15 protein-coding genes are annotated in these 13,624 nt (G+C 65.9%); 5 read left to right on the top strand and 10 right to left on the bottom strand.

Annotation, left to right across the window (positions count from 1 at the left end; translation table 11 throughout):
- Positions 1–6 precede the first annotated feature (6 nt).
- Genes proC through ACO2Q5_RS05330 form a run of 3 tightly spaced genes read left to right on the top strand, consistent with a single transcriptional unit; the run spans position 7 to position 1,807 of the window.
- Positions 7–819: a pyrroline-5-carboxylate reductase gene (gene proC / locus ACO2Q5_RS05340; RefSeq protein WP_423288662.1), complete on the top strand. Its 813-nt coding sequence runs from the start codon at positions 7–9 to the stop codon at positions 817–819.
- A complete protein-coding gene (locus ACO2Q5_RS05335) occupies positions 816–1,148 on the top strand; it encodes a tRNA-binding protein (RefSeq protein ID WP_423288660.1) in 333 nt (110 codons plus the stop codon). The genes proC and ACO2Q5_RS05335 overlap by 4 nt, the downstream gene beginning before the upstream one ends.
- Positions 1,149–1,156: 8 nt before the next feature.
- Positions 1,157–1,807 (top strand): Type II secretory pathway, pullulanase PulA, encoded by a 651-nt coding sequence (locus ACO2Q5_RS05330; RefSeq protein WP_423288658.1) that lies wholly within the window; start codon positions 1,157–1,159, stop codon positions 1,805–1,807.
- Between the two features lie 39 nt (positions 1,808–1,846).
- On the opposite strand, the gene ACO2Q5_RS05325 is transcribed toward ACO2Q5_RS05330, so the two are convergent.
- From ACO2Q5_RS05325 to ACO2Q5_RS05285, 9 genes are all read right to left on the bottom strand, one after another.
- A complete protein-coding gene (locus ACO2Q5_RS05325; protein ID WP_423288656.1) occupies positions 1,847–4,036 on the bottom strand; it encodes a 3-hydroxyacyl-CoA dehydrogenase NAD-binding domain-containing protein in 2,190 nt (729 codons plus the stop codon).
- Positions 4,033–5,001 carry a cupin domain-containing protein gene (locus ACO2Q5_RS05320; RefSeq protein ID WP_423288654.1) on the bottom strand — a complete coding sequence of 323 codons (969 nt, stop codon included), beginning with the start codon at positions 4,999–5,001 and terminating at the stop codon, positions 4,033–4,035. The genes ACO2Q5_RS05325 and ACO2Q5_RS05320 overlap by 4 nt, the downstream gene beginning before the upstream one ends.
- Positions 4,998–5,468: a cupin domain-containing protein gene (locus tag ACO2Q5_RS05315; protein WP_423288652.1), complete on the bottom strand. Its 471-nt coding sequence runs from the start codon at positions 5,466–5,468 to the stop codon at positions 4,998–5,000. Before ACO2Q5_RS05315 ends, ACO2Q5_RS05320 begins: the two co-directional genes overlap by 4 nt.
- Positions 5,468–6,679, bottom strand: a complete 1,212-nt coding sequence (locus ACO2Q5_RS05310; protein WP_423288650.1) for an acetyl-CoA C-acetyltransferase — start codon at positions 6,677–6,679, stop codon at positions 5,468–5,470. The genes ACO2Q5_RS05315 and ACO2Q5_RS05310 overlap by 1 nt, the downstream gene beginning before the upstream one ends.
- Before the next feature lie 19 nt (positions 6,680–6,698).
- Positions 6,699–7,064: a membrane protein insertion efficiency factor YidD gene (yidD, locus tag ACO2Q5_RS05305; protein WP_423288648.1), complete on the bottom strand. Its 366-nt coding sequence runs from the start codon at positions 7,062–7,064 to the stop codon at positions 6,699–6,701.
- A 3-nt stretch (positions 7,065–7,067) separates the two neighbouring features.
- On the bottom strand, positions 7,068–7,703 hold the full coding sequence (locus ACO2Q5_RS05300) for a glutathione S-transferase family protein (RefSeq protein WP_423288646.1): 636 nt from the start codon (positions 7,701–7,703) through the stop codon (positions 7,068–7,070).
- Positions 7,704–7,998: 295 nt separating this feature from the next.
- Positions 7,999–8,211 (bottom strand): hypothetical protein, encoded by a 213-nt coding sequence (locus tag ACO2Q5_RS05295; protein WP_423288644.1) that lies wholly within the window; start codon positions 8,209–8,211, stop codon positions 7,999–8,001.
- A 59-nt stretch (positions 8,212–8,270) separates the two neighbouring features.
- Positions 8,271–10,043, bottom strand: a complete 1,773-nt coding sequence (locus ACO2Q5_RS05290) for an acyl-CoA dehydrogenase C-terminal domain-containing protein (RefSeq protein WP_423288642.1) — start codon at positions 10,041–10,043, stop codon at positions 8,271–8,273.
- Between the two features lie 34 nt (positions 10,044–10,077).
- The gene (locus ACO2Q5_RS05285) at positions 10,078–10,473 is read right to left on the bottom strand and encodes a MerR family transcriptional regulator (protein ID WP_423288640.1); all 396 of its coding nucleotides are present in this window, start codon (positions 10,471–10,473) and stop codon (positions 10,078–10,080) included.
- A gap of 233 nt (positions 10,474–10,706) precedes the next feature.
- On the opposite strand from ACO2Q5_RS05285, the gene ACO2Q5_RS05280 reads away from it, so the two are divergent.
- Complete coding sequence (locus tag ACO2Q5_RS05280) at positions 10,707–12,074, top strand: DEAD/DEAH box helicase (protein WP_423288638.1); 1,368 nt, start codon at positions 10,707–10,709, stop codon at positions 12,072–12,074.
- 79 nt (positions 12,075–12,153) lie between these two features.
- On the opposite strand, the gene ACO2Q5_RS05275 is transcribed toward ACO2Q5_RS05280, so the two are convergent.
- Positions 12,154–12,606 (bottom strand): hypothetical protein, encoded by a 453-nt coding sequence (locus tag ACO2Q5_RS05275; RefSeq protein ID WP_423288636.1) that lies wholly within the window; start codon positions 12,604–12,606, stop codon positions 12,154–12,156.
- Between the two features lie 435 nt (positions 12,607–13,041).
- Between ACO2Q5_RS05275 and ACO2Q5_RS05270 the strand changes: the two genes are divergently transcribed.
- Positions 13,042–13,623, top strand: a complete 582-nt coding sequence (locus ACO2Q5_RS05270) for a thymidine kinase (protein WP_423288634.1) — start codon at positions 13,042–13,044, stop codon at positions 13,621–13,623.
- Position 13,624 lies beyond the last annotated feature (1 nt).

Genomic DNA, 13,624 nt, shown 5'->3' with positions numbered 1-13,624 from the left:
TTTGGAATGGCACTGGAAAGCGTCGCAAAGGACGGGATTGTCCTTCTGGGCTGCGGCAAGATGGGATCGGCCCTGCTGGCGGGCTGGCTGGAGGCGGGGCTGCCCGCATCCTCGGTCTGGGTCAGCGAACCCCATCCGTCGGACTGGCTGCGCGGCACCGGGGTGCATCTGAATGACGGCCTGCCCCCTGCCCCCGCGGTGGCCCTGCTGGCGGTGAAACCGCAGATGATGGGCGCCGCCTTGCCCGCGTTGCAGGCGCTTGGCAACGGGGCGACGCTGTTCATCTCCATCGCCGCAGGCACCACGATTGCCACGCTGGAGGGCACCTTGGGCGCGCAGACGCCGGTGGTGCGGGTGATGCCGAACACGCCCGCCATGGTGGGCCGCGGCATTTCGGGCCTGTGCGGCAACACCCATACCAGCGCAGCGCAGCTGGCCTTGGCCAAGGATCTGATGGGTGCCGTCGGTCAGGTGGTGGAGCTGGAGGGTGAACATCAGATCGACGCGGTCACCGCCGTCTCCGGCTCCGGCCCGGCCTATGTCTTCCACCTGATCGAGGCGCTGGCCGCCGCGGGAGAGGCAGAGGGGCTGCCTGCGGATGTGGCCATGCAACTGGCCCGCGCGACGGTGACCGGCGCCGGAGAGCTGGCGCATCAAAGCCCGGAAACCGCGGCGCAGCTGCGGATCAACGTCACCTCGCCCGGCGGCACCACCGCCGCCGCGCTGGCCGTGCTGATGGACCCGGAAACCGGCTTTCCGCCGCTGCTGAAGCGGGCCGTGAAAGCCGCCGCCGACCGCGGGCGGGAGCTGGGGAAATGATCACCTACGAAGATTTCCAGAAGATCGACATCCGCGTCGGCCGCATTGTCGAGGCCGAACCCTTCCCCGAGGCGCGCAAGCCCGCTTTCAAGCTGCGGGTCGATTTCGGGGCGGAGATCGGGGTGAAACGCTCCTCCGCGCAGATCACCAAGCATTACACACCCGAGGCGCTGATCGGCCGGCAGGTGCTGGCCGTGGTGAACTTCCCGCCCCGCCAGATCGGCCCCGTGCGCAGCGAGGTGCTGGTTCTGGGCCTGCCGGATGAGACGGGAGAGGTCGTGCTGATCGGCCCCGGGCAGGACGTGCCTCTGGGCGGGCGGATGTTCTAAGGGCACCTATGATCCTGTCTCGCGGGCGCCGCTATGCCTTTGTCCATATTCCGAAAACCGGTGGCACGGCGCTCAGCCTCGCGCTGGAGGCGCGGGCGATGAAGGATGATCTGCTGATCGGCGACACGCCCAAGGCCCGCGCCCGCAAAGCGCGGCTGCATGGGGTAAAGACGGCGGGGCGGGTCTGGAAACACTCCACCCTGGCCGATGTGATCGGGCTGGTGACCGCGGTAGAGCTGGACGGGTTCATGATCGTCGCCATGGTCCGCAACCCCTGGGACCGCGCGGTCAGCTATTATCACTGGCTGCGCGCGCAGGGCTTTGCCCATCCCGCGGTCGGGCTGGCGAAATCGCATGAGTTCAGCGGGTTCCTGAACCATCCCCAGACCGTGGCGGCGCTGCGGCTTTGGCCTGCGGGGGCCTATGTGCGTCGCGCGGACGGCACGGAATGGCCCTGCCATTTCCTGCGGCTGGAACATTTCGCCGAAGATGCCGCCCCGTTCGAGGCGCATCTGGGCTTCCGCCTGACCCTGCCGCAGGCGAATGAAAGCGCGCGCGACAGGGATTGGCGGGGATATTACAGCGACGCGGATGCCGCCCTGCTGGCCGAGTGCTGCGCCGAGGATATTGCCCGCTTCAGCTATCGCTTCGATCCGTAACGAACCGGGCCCGGCACGACGGGAGGGCCCGGCGGGGCCTCAGGCCGCCTTGGCGCCCTGACCGAAGCGGCCATAGAAGGTCTCGCCCTTTTCAGCCATCTCGACCAGCAGCTTCGGCGCGTGGAAGCGTGGGCCGAATTGCGCGGTCAGGCCGCGGCAGATTTCGACCGCGCGTTCCGCGCCCAGGATGTCCAGCCACGAGAACGGGCCGCCCGACCACGGCGCAAAGCCCCAGCCGAGGATGGCGCCCACATCGCCTTCGCGGATGTCGGTCAGCACACCCTCTTCCAAGGCGCGCACCGCCTCCAGCACCTGCGCGAAGAGAAGCCGGTGCTGCACATCGGTCAGGCTGGGCTGCACCTTGTCCAGCGGGTATTTGTCATCCAGCCCGGCCCACAGTTCCAGCCGTTCGCCCTTGTCGGAATAGGCGTAGAATCCCGCATTGGCCTTGCGGCCCAGACGGCCCTGATCGGCCATCCAGAACAGCACCTTGTCCACCGCCTCATCCGGGTAATCGGCGCCCATGGCGGCCTTGGTCGCCTTGGCGATCTTGACCCCAAGGTCGATCGAGGTTTCATCCACCAGCTGCAGCGGACCCAGCGGCATGCCCACCAGCTTGGCCGCGTTTTCGACCAGCGCCGGTTCGACGCCTTCCGCCACCATGCGGATGCCTTCGTTGATATAGGGGATGATGCAGCGGTTGGCGTAGAAGAACCGCGCGTCGTTCACCACGATGGGCGTCTTGCGGATCTGGCGCACGAAATCCAGCGCCTTGGCTACGGCCACATCGCCGGTTTCCTTGCCGCGGATGATCTCCACCAGCATCATCTTATCCACCGGGCTGAAGAAGTGGATGCCGATGAACTGTTCAGGCCGCGCGCTGGCATGGGCCAGCCCGGTGATCGGCAGGGTGGAGGTGTTGGTGGCGAAGATCGCGCCCTCACCCGCAGCTTCTTCGGCCTTCTTCGTCACCTCGGCCTTGACCTTCGGGTCTTCGAACACCGCTTCCACGATCAGGTCAACGCCCTTCAGCGCGGCATAATCGGTGGTGGCGGTGATGCGGCCCAGAACCTCGGCCTTCTTCTCGGCCGTGACCTTGCCGCGCTTCACGCCCTTGTCCAGCAGGTCCTCGCTGTGCTTGCGTCCGCGGTCCGCCGACTCCTGCGTGGCGTCGATCAGCACGACCTCGATCCCGGCCTGCGCCGCGACATAGGCGATGCCCGCGCCCATCATGCCCGCGCCAAGGACGCCCAGCTTGCGCACGGCCTGATCTTCGACCTTCGGGCGGTTCGCGCCCTTCTCCAGCGCCTCTTTGTTGATGAAGAGGCTGCGGATCATCGCAGAAGACGATGGGTTCAGCAGAACGCTGGTAAAATGCCGCGCCTCGATCTTCAGGGCGGTGTCAAAGGGCACCATCGCGCCTTCATAGACCGCCGACAGCAGCGCCTTGGCCGCCGGATAAACGCCCATCGTCTTGCCATGCACCATGGCGCTGGCACCGACGAAGGTCATGAAGCCCGCCGGGTGATAGGGGTTGCCGCCGGGCATTTTATAGCCCTTGTCGTCCCACGGTTTCACCAGATCGGCGTCCTTGGCGGACAGGACCCAGGCCTTGGCCCGGTCCAGGAGTTCATTGGCGGGGACCACCTCGTCAATCAGCCCGGCGCCCTTGGCGGCCTTCGGATCGCTCAGCTTGCCCTCCAGCAGGAAGGGCGCCGCCATCATCGCGCCCATCTTGCGGACAAGGCGCGTGGTGCCGCCCGCGCCCGGGAAGATGCCGACCATGATCTCCGGCAGGCCGATCTTGGCCTTGGGGTTTTCGGCCGCAAAGATGCGGTGCGTGGACAAAGGCAGTTCCAGCCCGATGCCAAGCGCGGTGCCCGGCAGGGCCGCGGCAATCGGCTTGCCGCCCTTTTTCGTTTTCGGGTCCATCCCGGCCAGTTCGATCTTACGCAGGACCTTGTGCATCATCATGACGCCATCAAAGATCGCCTGCGCACCGCCCGCCCGCATCTGGGCGATGACGTTCAGATCCATGCCCCCGGCGAAATCCTTCTTGCCCGAGGTGATGACGATGCCCTTCACGCCCGGATCGGCCAAAGCCTGATCGACAAGATCGGACAGCAGGGCAAAGCCCGCGGTGGACATGACATTCATCGACTTTCCGGCCACATCCCAGGTGATGACGGCCACGCCGTCGGCGCCGGTGACGCTGGTGAAATCGCTCATTTCGCTCCTCCTCGGGGCGTGCCGTCGGCATGCAGATAGCGCCGGGCCGCCCCCTCCTTGATGGTGATCAGATCATGGTCGGGATAGTGGATGACATCCCGCAGCAGGCGGGTGCCAAGGGTCAGGTATTGCGCGGGCTCCGGCGTGCGGTTCTCCAGCCGGTGGCCTGTCGGATGGCCCGCGGGCCAGCAGGCGGCGTCACCGGGGGCAAGCCGGGTCTCTTCCTCCTCGACCAGCGTGGGAAAGCCGGAGAGGACATAGATCATCTCATCCTCGGTCTCATGCCAGTGCCGGAAGGAGGAAGTGCCGCCGGGCGGCAGCGTCTCCAGATGCACGCCGAACTGGGTCAGCCCACCGGGATCGCCCAGCACGGCATGGTGGTAATCGCCAAGCGGCCCCAAGACCGGGTGGACATAGCCCCGCTCCCAAACCCATTGCCGCGTCGTGGCGGATTGGTGGCGCAGGGCCGGGCGGGACGGGTCCCACGGCAGGCCCCATGCGGGCATCAGCTCCATCAGATGCGGTGGCAGGTCGCCCCCGCGCATGCGGGTGCCGTCGGCCTCCAGCACCTCCCATGTGGTGGCATGGTTCACCAGTTTCCGCCCGCTGTCGGGGTAAGTGCAGATATCCCCCGCCACCCGGCTGCCCGCGATCAGATAGCGGCAGGGCGTATCGCCGTCATTCAGGATGCGGTGCGCATTCGGGTTGCCATGCGGCCAGCACACGGCATCGCCGGGCAAAAGCAGCGTCTCGCCATCATCATCCAGCATCAGTGCGCTGCCGGAGAGGAGGAACAGGAATTCATCCTCGGCCGAATGCCAATGCCGTTCGGAACTGGCGGCGCCGGGCGGCAGCGTTTCCAGATAGCAGCCGAACTGCCGTAGCCCGCCCGCATCGGACAGGTGCAGCGTCTCTACCCCCTGCGCATTGCGGTTCAGGGGCGCGGTGGCGGGATCGACTTTCATCGCACGCCGTTCCAGTCCGTGCCGTCGCGGTAGGTGAACTTTGCCGCGCCCGCCTCCATCTCGACCCGGAAATCGTGGTCGCAATAGGTCGCCACCTCACGCGGGGCCTTGCTGCCCACCACCAGAAAGGTCGCCACTTCCGCGGTATCATTGCGGAAGCAATGGCCGTTCGTGTCGCCCGCCGGCCAGCCCGCGCAATCGCCGGGTCCCATCGGGATTTCGCCTTCGTCCTGCAACAGCACCAGCTGCCCGGTCAGCACCATGACGAATTCATCTTCCGCCATATGCCAGTGCCGCAGGCTGGAGACGGCCCCCGGCTCCAGCCGGACAAGGTTCACCCCGAACTGCGTCAGCCCCGCCGCCTGCCCCAACCGCAGGCTGGACCGCCCCGCCATCATCTCGGCATAGGGCGAGGGGTAGATCGACCCGGTTTTCAGCGGGACGGTGGAGAGGTCCAGCTTGGGCATTACACCCTCTCGATGATGGTGGCCGCGCCCATGCCGCTGGCGATGCAGAGCGTGGCGAGGCCGGTGGTCAGGTCGCGCCGTTCCATCTCGTCCAGCAGGGTGCCGATGATGATCGCTCCGGAGGCGCCCAGCGGGTGGCCCATGGCGATGGCGCCGCCGTTGACGTTCACCACATCGGGCGAGACATCGAAGGCCTGCATGAAGCGCAGGACCACGGCGGCGAAGGCCTCGTTCACCTCGAAGAGGTCGATGTCGCCGATCTTCATGCCCGCATCCTTCAGGATCTTCTCGGTCACCGGGACCGGACCGGTCAGCATGATCGTCGGATCGGTGCCGATCTTGGCCGTGGCGCGGATGCGGGCGCGGGGTTTCAGCCCGTGGGCGCGGCCAAATTCTGCATTGCCGATCAGCACCGCCGCCGCCCCGTCCACGATCCCGCTGGAGTTGCCCGCGTGGTGGATGTGCGTCACCCGCTCCAGCTCGGGGTATTTCATCAGCGCCATCTTGTCGAAACCGGGCATCACCTCGCCCTGATCCTTGAAGCTGGCCTTCAGCGCCCCCAGCGTTTCCGCCGTGGTGCCCGGGCGCATGTATTCGTCATGATCCAGAATGATCAGCCCGTTGCGGTCGCGCACCGGAACGATGGATTTCTGAAACCGCCCGGCCTCCCACGCCTCCGCCGCGCGGCGCTGGCTTTCGGCGGCCAGGACGTCGGCCTGTTCGCGGGTAAAGCCGAATTTGGTGGCGATGATATCGGCCGAAATGCCCTGCGGCACGAAATAGGTCTTGAAGGTCAGCGCCGGGTCTACCGCAATCGCCGCCCCGTCAGACCCCATGGGCACGCGCCCCATCATCTCGACCCCGCCGGCGATATAGGCCTGACCGGCGCCGCCCTTCACCTGATTGGCGGCAAGGTTCACCGCCTCCATCCCGGAGGCGCAAAAGCGGTTGATCGACAGGCCCGGAATCCGTTCGTCCAGATCCGACAGCAGCACGGCCGAGCGCGCCAGACAGCCGCCCTGTTCGCCCACCTGCGTGACATTGCCCCAGATCACATCCTCGACCGCGTGACCCGACAGGTTGTTCCGTTCCGCCACCGCGTTCAGCATCTGCGCCGACAGCGACACCGAGGTCACCTCATGCAGCGCGCCATCGGGGCGGCCCTTGCCGCGCGGGCTGCGCAGGGCGTCGTAGATATAGGCTTCGGTCATCGGTCGTCTCCTCCGGTTCTCAGGACCCGCAGCCATCCGGCGCGCAGTCGCAATTCGGTGTGTCATCGGCGCGGCCACAGCCGCGGAAAGGCAGATCGCAACCCGAACAGCCTGTCAGATCGCAGCTGTCGCGCCGGCGTTTGGTGTCACTTTCACCCCCTGCCGGGGAGTTGTGCAATTCTTCCGCCGCGTCACGGCAGGCCGCAAACCGCGCGCGGATCGCCGGGATCGCCCGCCAGAGACCCGCCTCGGCAATCGCCGCCTTGGCAAATCCGGAACAGCCGGTGCCGCCATGGGCCACGCGATAGGCGCAGGCATATCCCTTCCGCGGCGAGAGGTGCCGCTGATAGGCCCCGATGGCCAGAAGCGCGCCCCGGCTGAGCATGGATCATGCCGCGGGCGGAAAGGCCCGGCGCATCAGGCTGTAGGGATGCTGCCAGCCCGGCAGCGCGGCGATCCGGTCCAGCCAGCGGTCGATATGGGGCCAGTCGGCCCGGTCGAACCCAAAGGGCTCGGGGTAATAGAGATAGCCGCACAGCGACAGGTCGGCGATGGTCGGCCGGTCCGCCACCACCCAGTCACGACTGGCCAGATGGTCGTTCAGCACGGCAAAGGCGGCCTTGATCCGCCCCTGCAGGAAGGCGATGGCCTCGGCCGGGCGCTTTTCGGCGGGCAGGAAGTTCATCAGGAACCGGGTGGTGCCGACCTGGGTCGACAGCTTGTGATTGTCCCAGAACAGCCAGCGCAGGATCTCATCCTCTTCCTCCTCCGAGGTCCAGCCGAACTGGCCAGAGGACTTGGCCAGATGGCGCAGCATGACCGCGGATTGCGTCAGCCTGCGGGTGCCGATCTCCAGCACAGGCGCCTCGCCCATCGGATTGATCTCCCGGAAGGCCGGGCTCCGCGCCGCACCCGCGAAGAAATCCAGATGAACCGGTTCCCATTCGGCGCCGGTCAGGGTCAGCATTAACGCGACCTTGTAGGCATTACCGCTTTCGCCGAAGCACCAGAGTTTCGTGACCATGCGTTCCTCCTGTTGATCCGCAGACCGCGGGGGCTTCGCGCCCCCGCACCCCCGCGGAGTATTTGGATCAAGAGGAAGACAGGTTTCATTAACCCTTTTCCTCTACACAGTTCAGCACGGTACAGGCTGGAGAGCCGATGACCGTTCAAGGGGAAGCCTCATCCCGCCAACCGGGCAACCAAACCGGGGGTGATGCGGGATGAGGTGGACTTTGCGGCTTCCTCTTGACTTAAATACTCCCCCGCCGGAGGCGTCCGAAGGGGTGGCGGGGCGCAACGCGGACAAGACTGGGCCGTCATTTCTTCCGCGCCTCCAGCTCCGCATTGAACAGCCGCAGGCGATGGCCAAGGTTTTCGCCATGCATCACGCTGTCGAAATTCTCGAACAGGAAGGACAAAGCCTCGCCCTCGTCCAGCCCCGCCTCGGTCGCGAAACGTTTCAGCCTGCGGTAGCCGTCCTCGGTCATGGCGACGGGGAAGCGGCGGGTCAGGCGAAAGCGGCGGGGCATGGGCGGGGGCCTTTCGGAGCGGGTGGGCGGGGCCGCGGACGGCCCCGTTTCGCCGCAGGTTAGAACGCCTCGGCCGCCAAGGCCATGACCGGATCGGCACCGCTTTCGATCCGCGCCAGATGCATCGCGCAGGCCGGCAGCTGGCGCGCCATGTAGTAGCGGCCGGTGGCGATCTTGGTCTCGTAGAACAGCTTGTCCGAGGTGCCGCCATCCAGCGCCACGAAAGCCGCCTTCGCCATCCGCGTCCACATCAGGCCAAGGCAGACATGGCCCATCAGATGCATGAAGTCATAGGAGCCGGACAGCGCCGCATCGGGGTTCTTCATGCCGTTCTGCATGAAGAACATCCCCGCCGCCTGCAATTGCTTGGACGCGGCCTTCAACGGCTCGGTGAAGGGTTTCATCCGGTCGTCGCCGTCATGCGCCTTGCATTCGGCCTTCACCATCTCGAAGAAGGCCATGACATGCTTGCCACCGTCCTGTGCCAGCTTGCGGCCCACCAGATCCAGCGCCTGCACGCCATTCGCGCCCTCGTAAATCATGGCAATGCGGGCATCGCGGACGAACTGGGACATGCCCTGTTCCTCGATATAGCCATGGCCACCCCAGATCTGCTGGGCCTGCACGGCGGATTCGAACCCGCGGTCGGTCTGGAAGCCCTTGATGACCGGGGTCAGGAGGCCGATCAGCCCGTCCGCCGCCGCATCGCCGTGATGCGCCCGGTCGATCAGGCTGGCGCCCCAGAAGGTCAGCGCGCGGGCGCCTTCGACAAAGCTCTTCTGGTCCATCAGCGCGCGGCGGATGTCGGGGTGCACGATCAGCGGGTCAGCGGGGCCTGCGGCGTTCTGGGTGCCGGTCACCGCGCGGCCCTGCAGGCGGTCCTTGGCATAGGACAACGCGTTCTGATAGGCGGCTTCGGCCACGGCATAGCCCTGCAGGCCCACGCCAAGCCGCGCCTCGTTCATCATGGTGAACATGGCGCGCATGCCCTTGTGCAGATCGCCGAGCAGCCAGCCCTTGGCCCCGTCGTAGTTCAGCACGCAGGTGGCATTGCCGTGAATGCCCATCTTCTCTTCGATCTTGCCGACCGACACGCCGTTGCGTTCGCCAAGGCTGCCGTCGTCGTTCACCAGAAACTTCGGCACGATGAAGAGAGAGATGCCCTTGGTCCCCTCGCCGCCGCCGGGCGCCTTGGCCAGCACCAGATGGATGATGTTTTCGGCCAGATCATGCTCACCAGCCGAGATGAAGATTTTCTGGCCGGTAATCAGGTAGCTGCCATCCGCCTGCGGTTCGGCCTTGGTGCGCAACAGGCCAAGGTCGGTGCCGCAATGGGGTTCGGTCAGGTTCATGGTGCCGGTCCAGTCGCAGGACACCATCTTGGGCAGGTATTTCGCCTTCTGATCGGGTGTGCCATGGGCATGGATCGCCGAATAGGCGCCGTGGGTCAGGCCCTGATACATGTTGAAGGCCATATTGGCGGATACGAAAATCTCGCCGACGGCGGTGCCCATGATATAGGGCAGGCCCTGCCCGCCATAGTCCGGGTCACAGTCCAGCGCGGTCCAGCCACCCTCTTTCATCGCGCGGAAGGCCGCGTCAAAACCCTTGGGCGTGCGCACCACGCCGTTTTCCAGCACGCAGCCTTCGGCATCGCCCACGGCGTTCAGGGGGGCCAGCACCTCTTCGGCGACCTTGCCCGCCTCGTCGATCACGGCCGAGGTGAAGCCTTCGTCCAGATCGGCATACCCCGGAATGTCCGAAGCGGCGACGTTCAGCACCTCCTGCAACAGGAACTGCATATCCTTGCGGGGGGCGGTGTAGCTGGTCATCTCTCTCTCCCTTGGTCTTCTCTGCGCCGTGGCGCTATTCGGCGGCCTTGCGCACGGTGGCGATCAGATCGGCCCCCGCAGCCAGTTCGGCCCTCAATTCGGTGATGGCGACGGTCAGCTCGTCGCGCTGCGCCTCCATGATCCGCAGCCGGTCCTGCGCGAGGTCATAGGTCCGCTGCATCTGCTGGAGGTTGGAGCCTTCCCGCTCATACAGGTTCAGGATCTGGCGGATGTCTTCCAGACTGAAGCCGAACCTCTTGCCGCGCAGTATCAGCTTCAGCCGGGCGCGGTCCTTGCGGGTATAAAGCCGCCGTGCGCCCTGACGGTGCGGGGCGATCAGCTCTTTCGCTTCGTAAAAGCGCAGGGTGCGCGGCGTCACGTCGAAGGCGTCGCACATCTCGCGGATGGTCATCAGGTCGGTTGCGGTCATCGGACACTCGGGCGGTTCGGGCGCAGGGGGCGGCGGGGTTCTGCCGCATATGGGCCTTTTCGCGCAGGTTAGCAGAGAAGTTGACGTGCACGTCACCATAACGTCACGTCACGGACCAACCCCGCCGGGGACAGGCGGTTCCGGCCTGCGCCGGTTGACATCGGCGGCATTTCCTGCGCATCGGGGGGGCAACCGGGCGCCTTTGCGCCCCTGCCCCCTTTCCCGGAATGACCATGACCACCTTCGCCGAACTGGGCCTGTCGCCCAACATTTTGAAAGCTCTGGAAAAGACCAAGCTTCAGCAGCCCACGCCCATTCAGGCGCAGGCGATCCCGCATATCATGCAGGGGCGTGACCTGATGGGTCTGGCCCAGACCGGCACCGGCAAGACCGCGGCCTTTGGCCTGCCGCTTTTGCACCGCATTCTGGACCTTGGCCATCCGCCGGGACCCAAGAACGTGCGCGCGCTGATCCTTGTGCCCACGCGCGAACTGGCCACCCAGATCATCGACAACTTCCGCCAGTTCACCGCGGGCACCGCGGTCAAGATCGTGCTGGTCGTGGGCGGCGCCTCGGTCAACAAGCAGGCGCAGTCACTGGTCAAGGGGGCCGATGTTCTGGTCGCCACCCCGGGCCGCCTGATCGACCATATCGAACAGGGCAATGTCAGCCTTGAGAAATGCGGTTATCTGGTGCTGGACGAAGCCGACCACATGCTGGACATGGGCTTCATCCATTCGCTGCGCCGGATCGCCAAGCACATTCCGCTGCGGCGGCAGACGCTGATGTTCTCGGCCACCATGCCCAAAGACATTACCGAGATTGCCGACACCTATCTGCGTGATCCGGTGAAGGTGCAGGTGGCCCCTCCCGGCAAACCGGCCGAGAAGGTGACGCAGGGCGTCCATTTCATCCCGAACGGCGACAAGGCACGCCTGCTGGAAGAATATCTGAAAAAGCACCCGGGTGAGCAGGCGCTGGTCTTCTGCCGCACCAAGCATGGCGCGGACAAGCTGGCCAAGGTGCTGGACCAGTGGGGCTTCAAGGTGGGCGCCATCCACGGCAACCGCAGCCAGAACCAGCGCGACCGCATTCTGGCCGAGTTCAAGGGCGAGGCGCTGGATGTGCTGGTGGCCACCGATGTGGCCGCGCGCGGGATCGACATTCCCACCGTGCGCCATGTCTATAACCACGACATGCCGAATGTGCCGGAAAACTACGTCCACCGTATCGGGCGTACCGCGCGGGCGGGGGCCGAAGGCTCCTCCATCAGCTTCTGCGCCCCGGCCGAGATGTCGGAGCTTCAGGCCATTGAAAAGCTGCTGAAGAAGGCGCTGCCGGTGATCGGCGGCGCGCCTTGGGCCGCCGATGTGGTGGCCGCCGCACCCCGTCCGGGCCAGAACCGCGGGCAAAAGCCCGGGAATGGCGGGCGTCAGGGCCAGAAGCTGACGAAGAACCCGCGCCCTGCCGCCGCAGCCGGCGCGCCGGGCGGCAAGCCCGCGGGGAAACCCGGCGGCGCCCGCCCGCAGGGCCAGAAGCCGCGGCCGCAGGGCGGCGCACAGGCCCCGCGCCGCGCGCCGCGCCCGAAAAGCGGCGGCTGATCCCCGCCAGAATTTCCGGGCAGAACCACCAGTCAGAACCACCGGGCGGGGACATCCCCGCCCTACGCTTTTTCAGCGGTCAGCTGACTTCATCCTCAAGGTTCAGCTTCATCTGCAACAGCACCTCCTGCAGCGCCAGCGTCTCGCGCAGCATGCGCTTGGCCTCGTTCACACTGATCTTGCCGTCGCTGATCGCCTGATTGTATTCGCTCATCAGCATGGCAAACCGCTGCGCCAGCGCGACCACATCCTGATTGACCCCGGTCGAGGTGGAATTGGTGCGGTCCGCGTCATAGGACATCGTGATCCCGCGCAGATCGGCCAGCGCAGCGGTCACATGGGGAAAGCGCGAGGCAGCCTCCAGATCGGCAACCACGTCGATGGGCATGAAGCGGTCCTCATGCTCGTCACTGTCGGAATAATACCGCCCGAGCGTCGCCTTCGACTTGCCGGTGATGGCGCAGGCGGCTTCGATGCCCACATCCTTCACCAGCGCTTCGGTGTGTTTTTTCAGATAGCTTGCCGCCGACATGCCCTGTTCCCCAAAGGCCCCGGCCAGACGTGCAAAACCGGGCCGGGGAAATCATCACATCCTTTCCCATTAATCGGCTGGCAAACCTTTGTCATGAATAAAGGTGTCCCGGGGAACCGGGACTGTAGCGAGTGGCCGGTGCCCCCAGCACCGGCTTGGGTGGGGGGTCCGTCGCGCCGCTTCCGGGCGGGGACGCCGGTTTCAAGGTCTGGCCAGGCGGCGGACCCGTCCAAAGGTGAGTGTGCGGGAAACCGTGGTAAACAGTCACGGACAGGTTCAGCCCCGTCCCGGGGGAATTCATGGCGCGTCTGCGTCCGCGAATGCCACCACACTGGGACCGGACCCCCTGCCCGCCTGTTTCTGCCACACGGACCCTGCCGCCCGGCCCTCACCTGCGGACTTGTCAGGAAGGCAAGGCCCCGTTAGGGCATCGCCATGGCCAAGCTCTATTTCCACTACTCAACCATGAATGCGGGGAAATCGACCCTGCTCTTGCAGGCCGCCCACAACTATACGGAAAGCGGCATGGGCACCTATCTGATCACCGCGCGGCTGGATGACCGCGCGGGCGCGGGCCGGATCGGCAGCCGCATCGGCATTGGCGCCGCGGCCGACAGCTTTACCGCCGCGGATGACATGTTCGCCCTGATCGCCGCACGGCAGGCGGCGGCCCCTCTGGCCTGCGTCTTCATCGACGAGGCGCAGTTTCTGACCAAAGATCAGGTCTGGCAGCTGGCGCGCGCGGTGGACGATCTGCGGGTGCCGGTCATGTGCTACGGGTTGCGGGTGGATTTTCAGGGCAACCTGTTCCCCGGTTCGGCCGCGCTTCTGGCCTGGGCCGATGAGATGCGCGAGGTCCGCACCATCTGCCATTGCGGCAAGAAGGCCACGATGGTGGTGCGCAAAGGCCCCGACGGCCGCGCGCTGAAAGAGGGGGAGCAGGTGGTGATCGGCGGGAACGAAACCTATCAGAGCCTGTGCCGCCGCCATTGGCGCGAAGAAGTGGGCGACCTCTGAC

The sequence above is a fragment of the Neotabrizicola sp. VNH66 genome (assembly GCF_049445895.1).
GTDB lineage: Bacteria > Pseudomonadota > Alphaproteobacteria > Rhodobacterales > Rhodobacteraceae > Pseudogemmobacter.
The sequence above is the reverse complement of the archived record's forward strand: the minus strand, read 5'-3'. Positions and strand labels throughout refer to the sequence as shown.

Excerpts from the sequence above, each read along its gene's own strand:
- proC (WP_423288662.1), top strand. The coding sequence starts at position 7 with ATGGCACTGGAAAGCGTCGCAAAGGACGGGATTGTCCTTCTGGGCTGC.
- ACO2Q5_RS05335 (WP_423288660.1), top strand. The coding sequence starts at position 816 with ATGATCACCTACGAAGATTTCCAGAAGATCGACATCCGCGTCGGCCGC.
- ACO2Q5_RS05330 (WP_423288658.1), top strand. The coding sequence starts at position 1,157 with ATGATCCTGTCTCGCGGGCGCCGCTATGCCTTTGTCCATATTCCGAAA.
- ACO2Q5_RS05325 (WP_423288656.1), bottom strand. The coding sequence starts at position 4,036 with ATGAGCGATTTCACCAGCGTCACCGGCGCCGACGGCGTGGCCGTCATC.
- ACO2Q5_RS05320 (WP_423288654.1), bottom strand. The coding sequence starts at position 5,001 with ATGAAAGTCGATCCCGCCACCGCGCCCCTGAACCGCAATGCGCAGGGG.
- ACO2Q5_RS05315 (WP_423288652.1), bottom strand. The coding sequence starts at position 5,468 with ATGCCCAAGCTGGACCTCTCCACCGTCCCGCTGAAAACCGGGTCGATC.
- ACO2Q5_RS05310 (WP_423288650.1), bottom strand. The coding sequence starts at position 6,679 with ATGACCGAAGCCTATATCTACGACGCCCTGCGCAGCCCGCGCGGCAAG.
- yidD (WP_423288648.1), bottom strand. The coding sequence starts at position 7,064 with ATGCTCAGCCGGGGCGCGCTTCTGGCCATCGGGGCCTATCAGCGGCAC.
- ACO2Q5_RS05300 (WP_423288646.1), bottom strand. The coding sequence starts at position 7,703 with ATGGTCACGAAACTCTGGTGCTTCGGCGAAAGCGGTAATGCCTACAAG.
- ACO2Q5_RS05295 (WP_423288644.1), bottom strand. The coding sequence starts at position 8,211 with ATGCCCCGCCGCTTTCGCCTGACCCGCCGCTTCCCCGTCGCCATGACC.
- ACO2Q5_RS05290 (WP_423288642.1), bottom strand. The coding sequence starts at position 10,043 with ATGACCAGCTACACCGCCCCCCGCAAGGATATGCAGTTCCTGTTGCAG.
- ACO2Q5_RS05285 (WP_423288640.1), bottom strand. The coding sequence starts at position 10,473 with ATGACCGCAACCGACCTGATGACCATCCGCGAGATGTGCGACGCCTTC.
- ACO2Q5_RS05280 (WP_423288638.1), top strand. The coding sequence starts at position 10,707 with ATGACCACCTTCGCCGAACTGGGCCTGTCGCCCAACATTTTGAAAGCT.
- ACO2Q5_RS05275 (WP_423288636.1), bottom strand. The coding sequence starts at position 12,606 with ATGTCGGCGGCAAGCTATCTGAAAAAACACACCGAAGCGCTGGTGAAG.
- ACO2Q5_RS05270 (WP_423288634.1), top strand. The coding sequence starts at position 13,042 with ATGGCCAAGCTCTATTTCCACTACTCAACCATGAATGCGGGGAAATCG.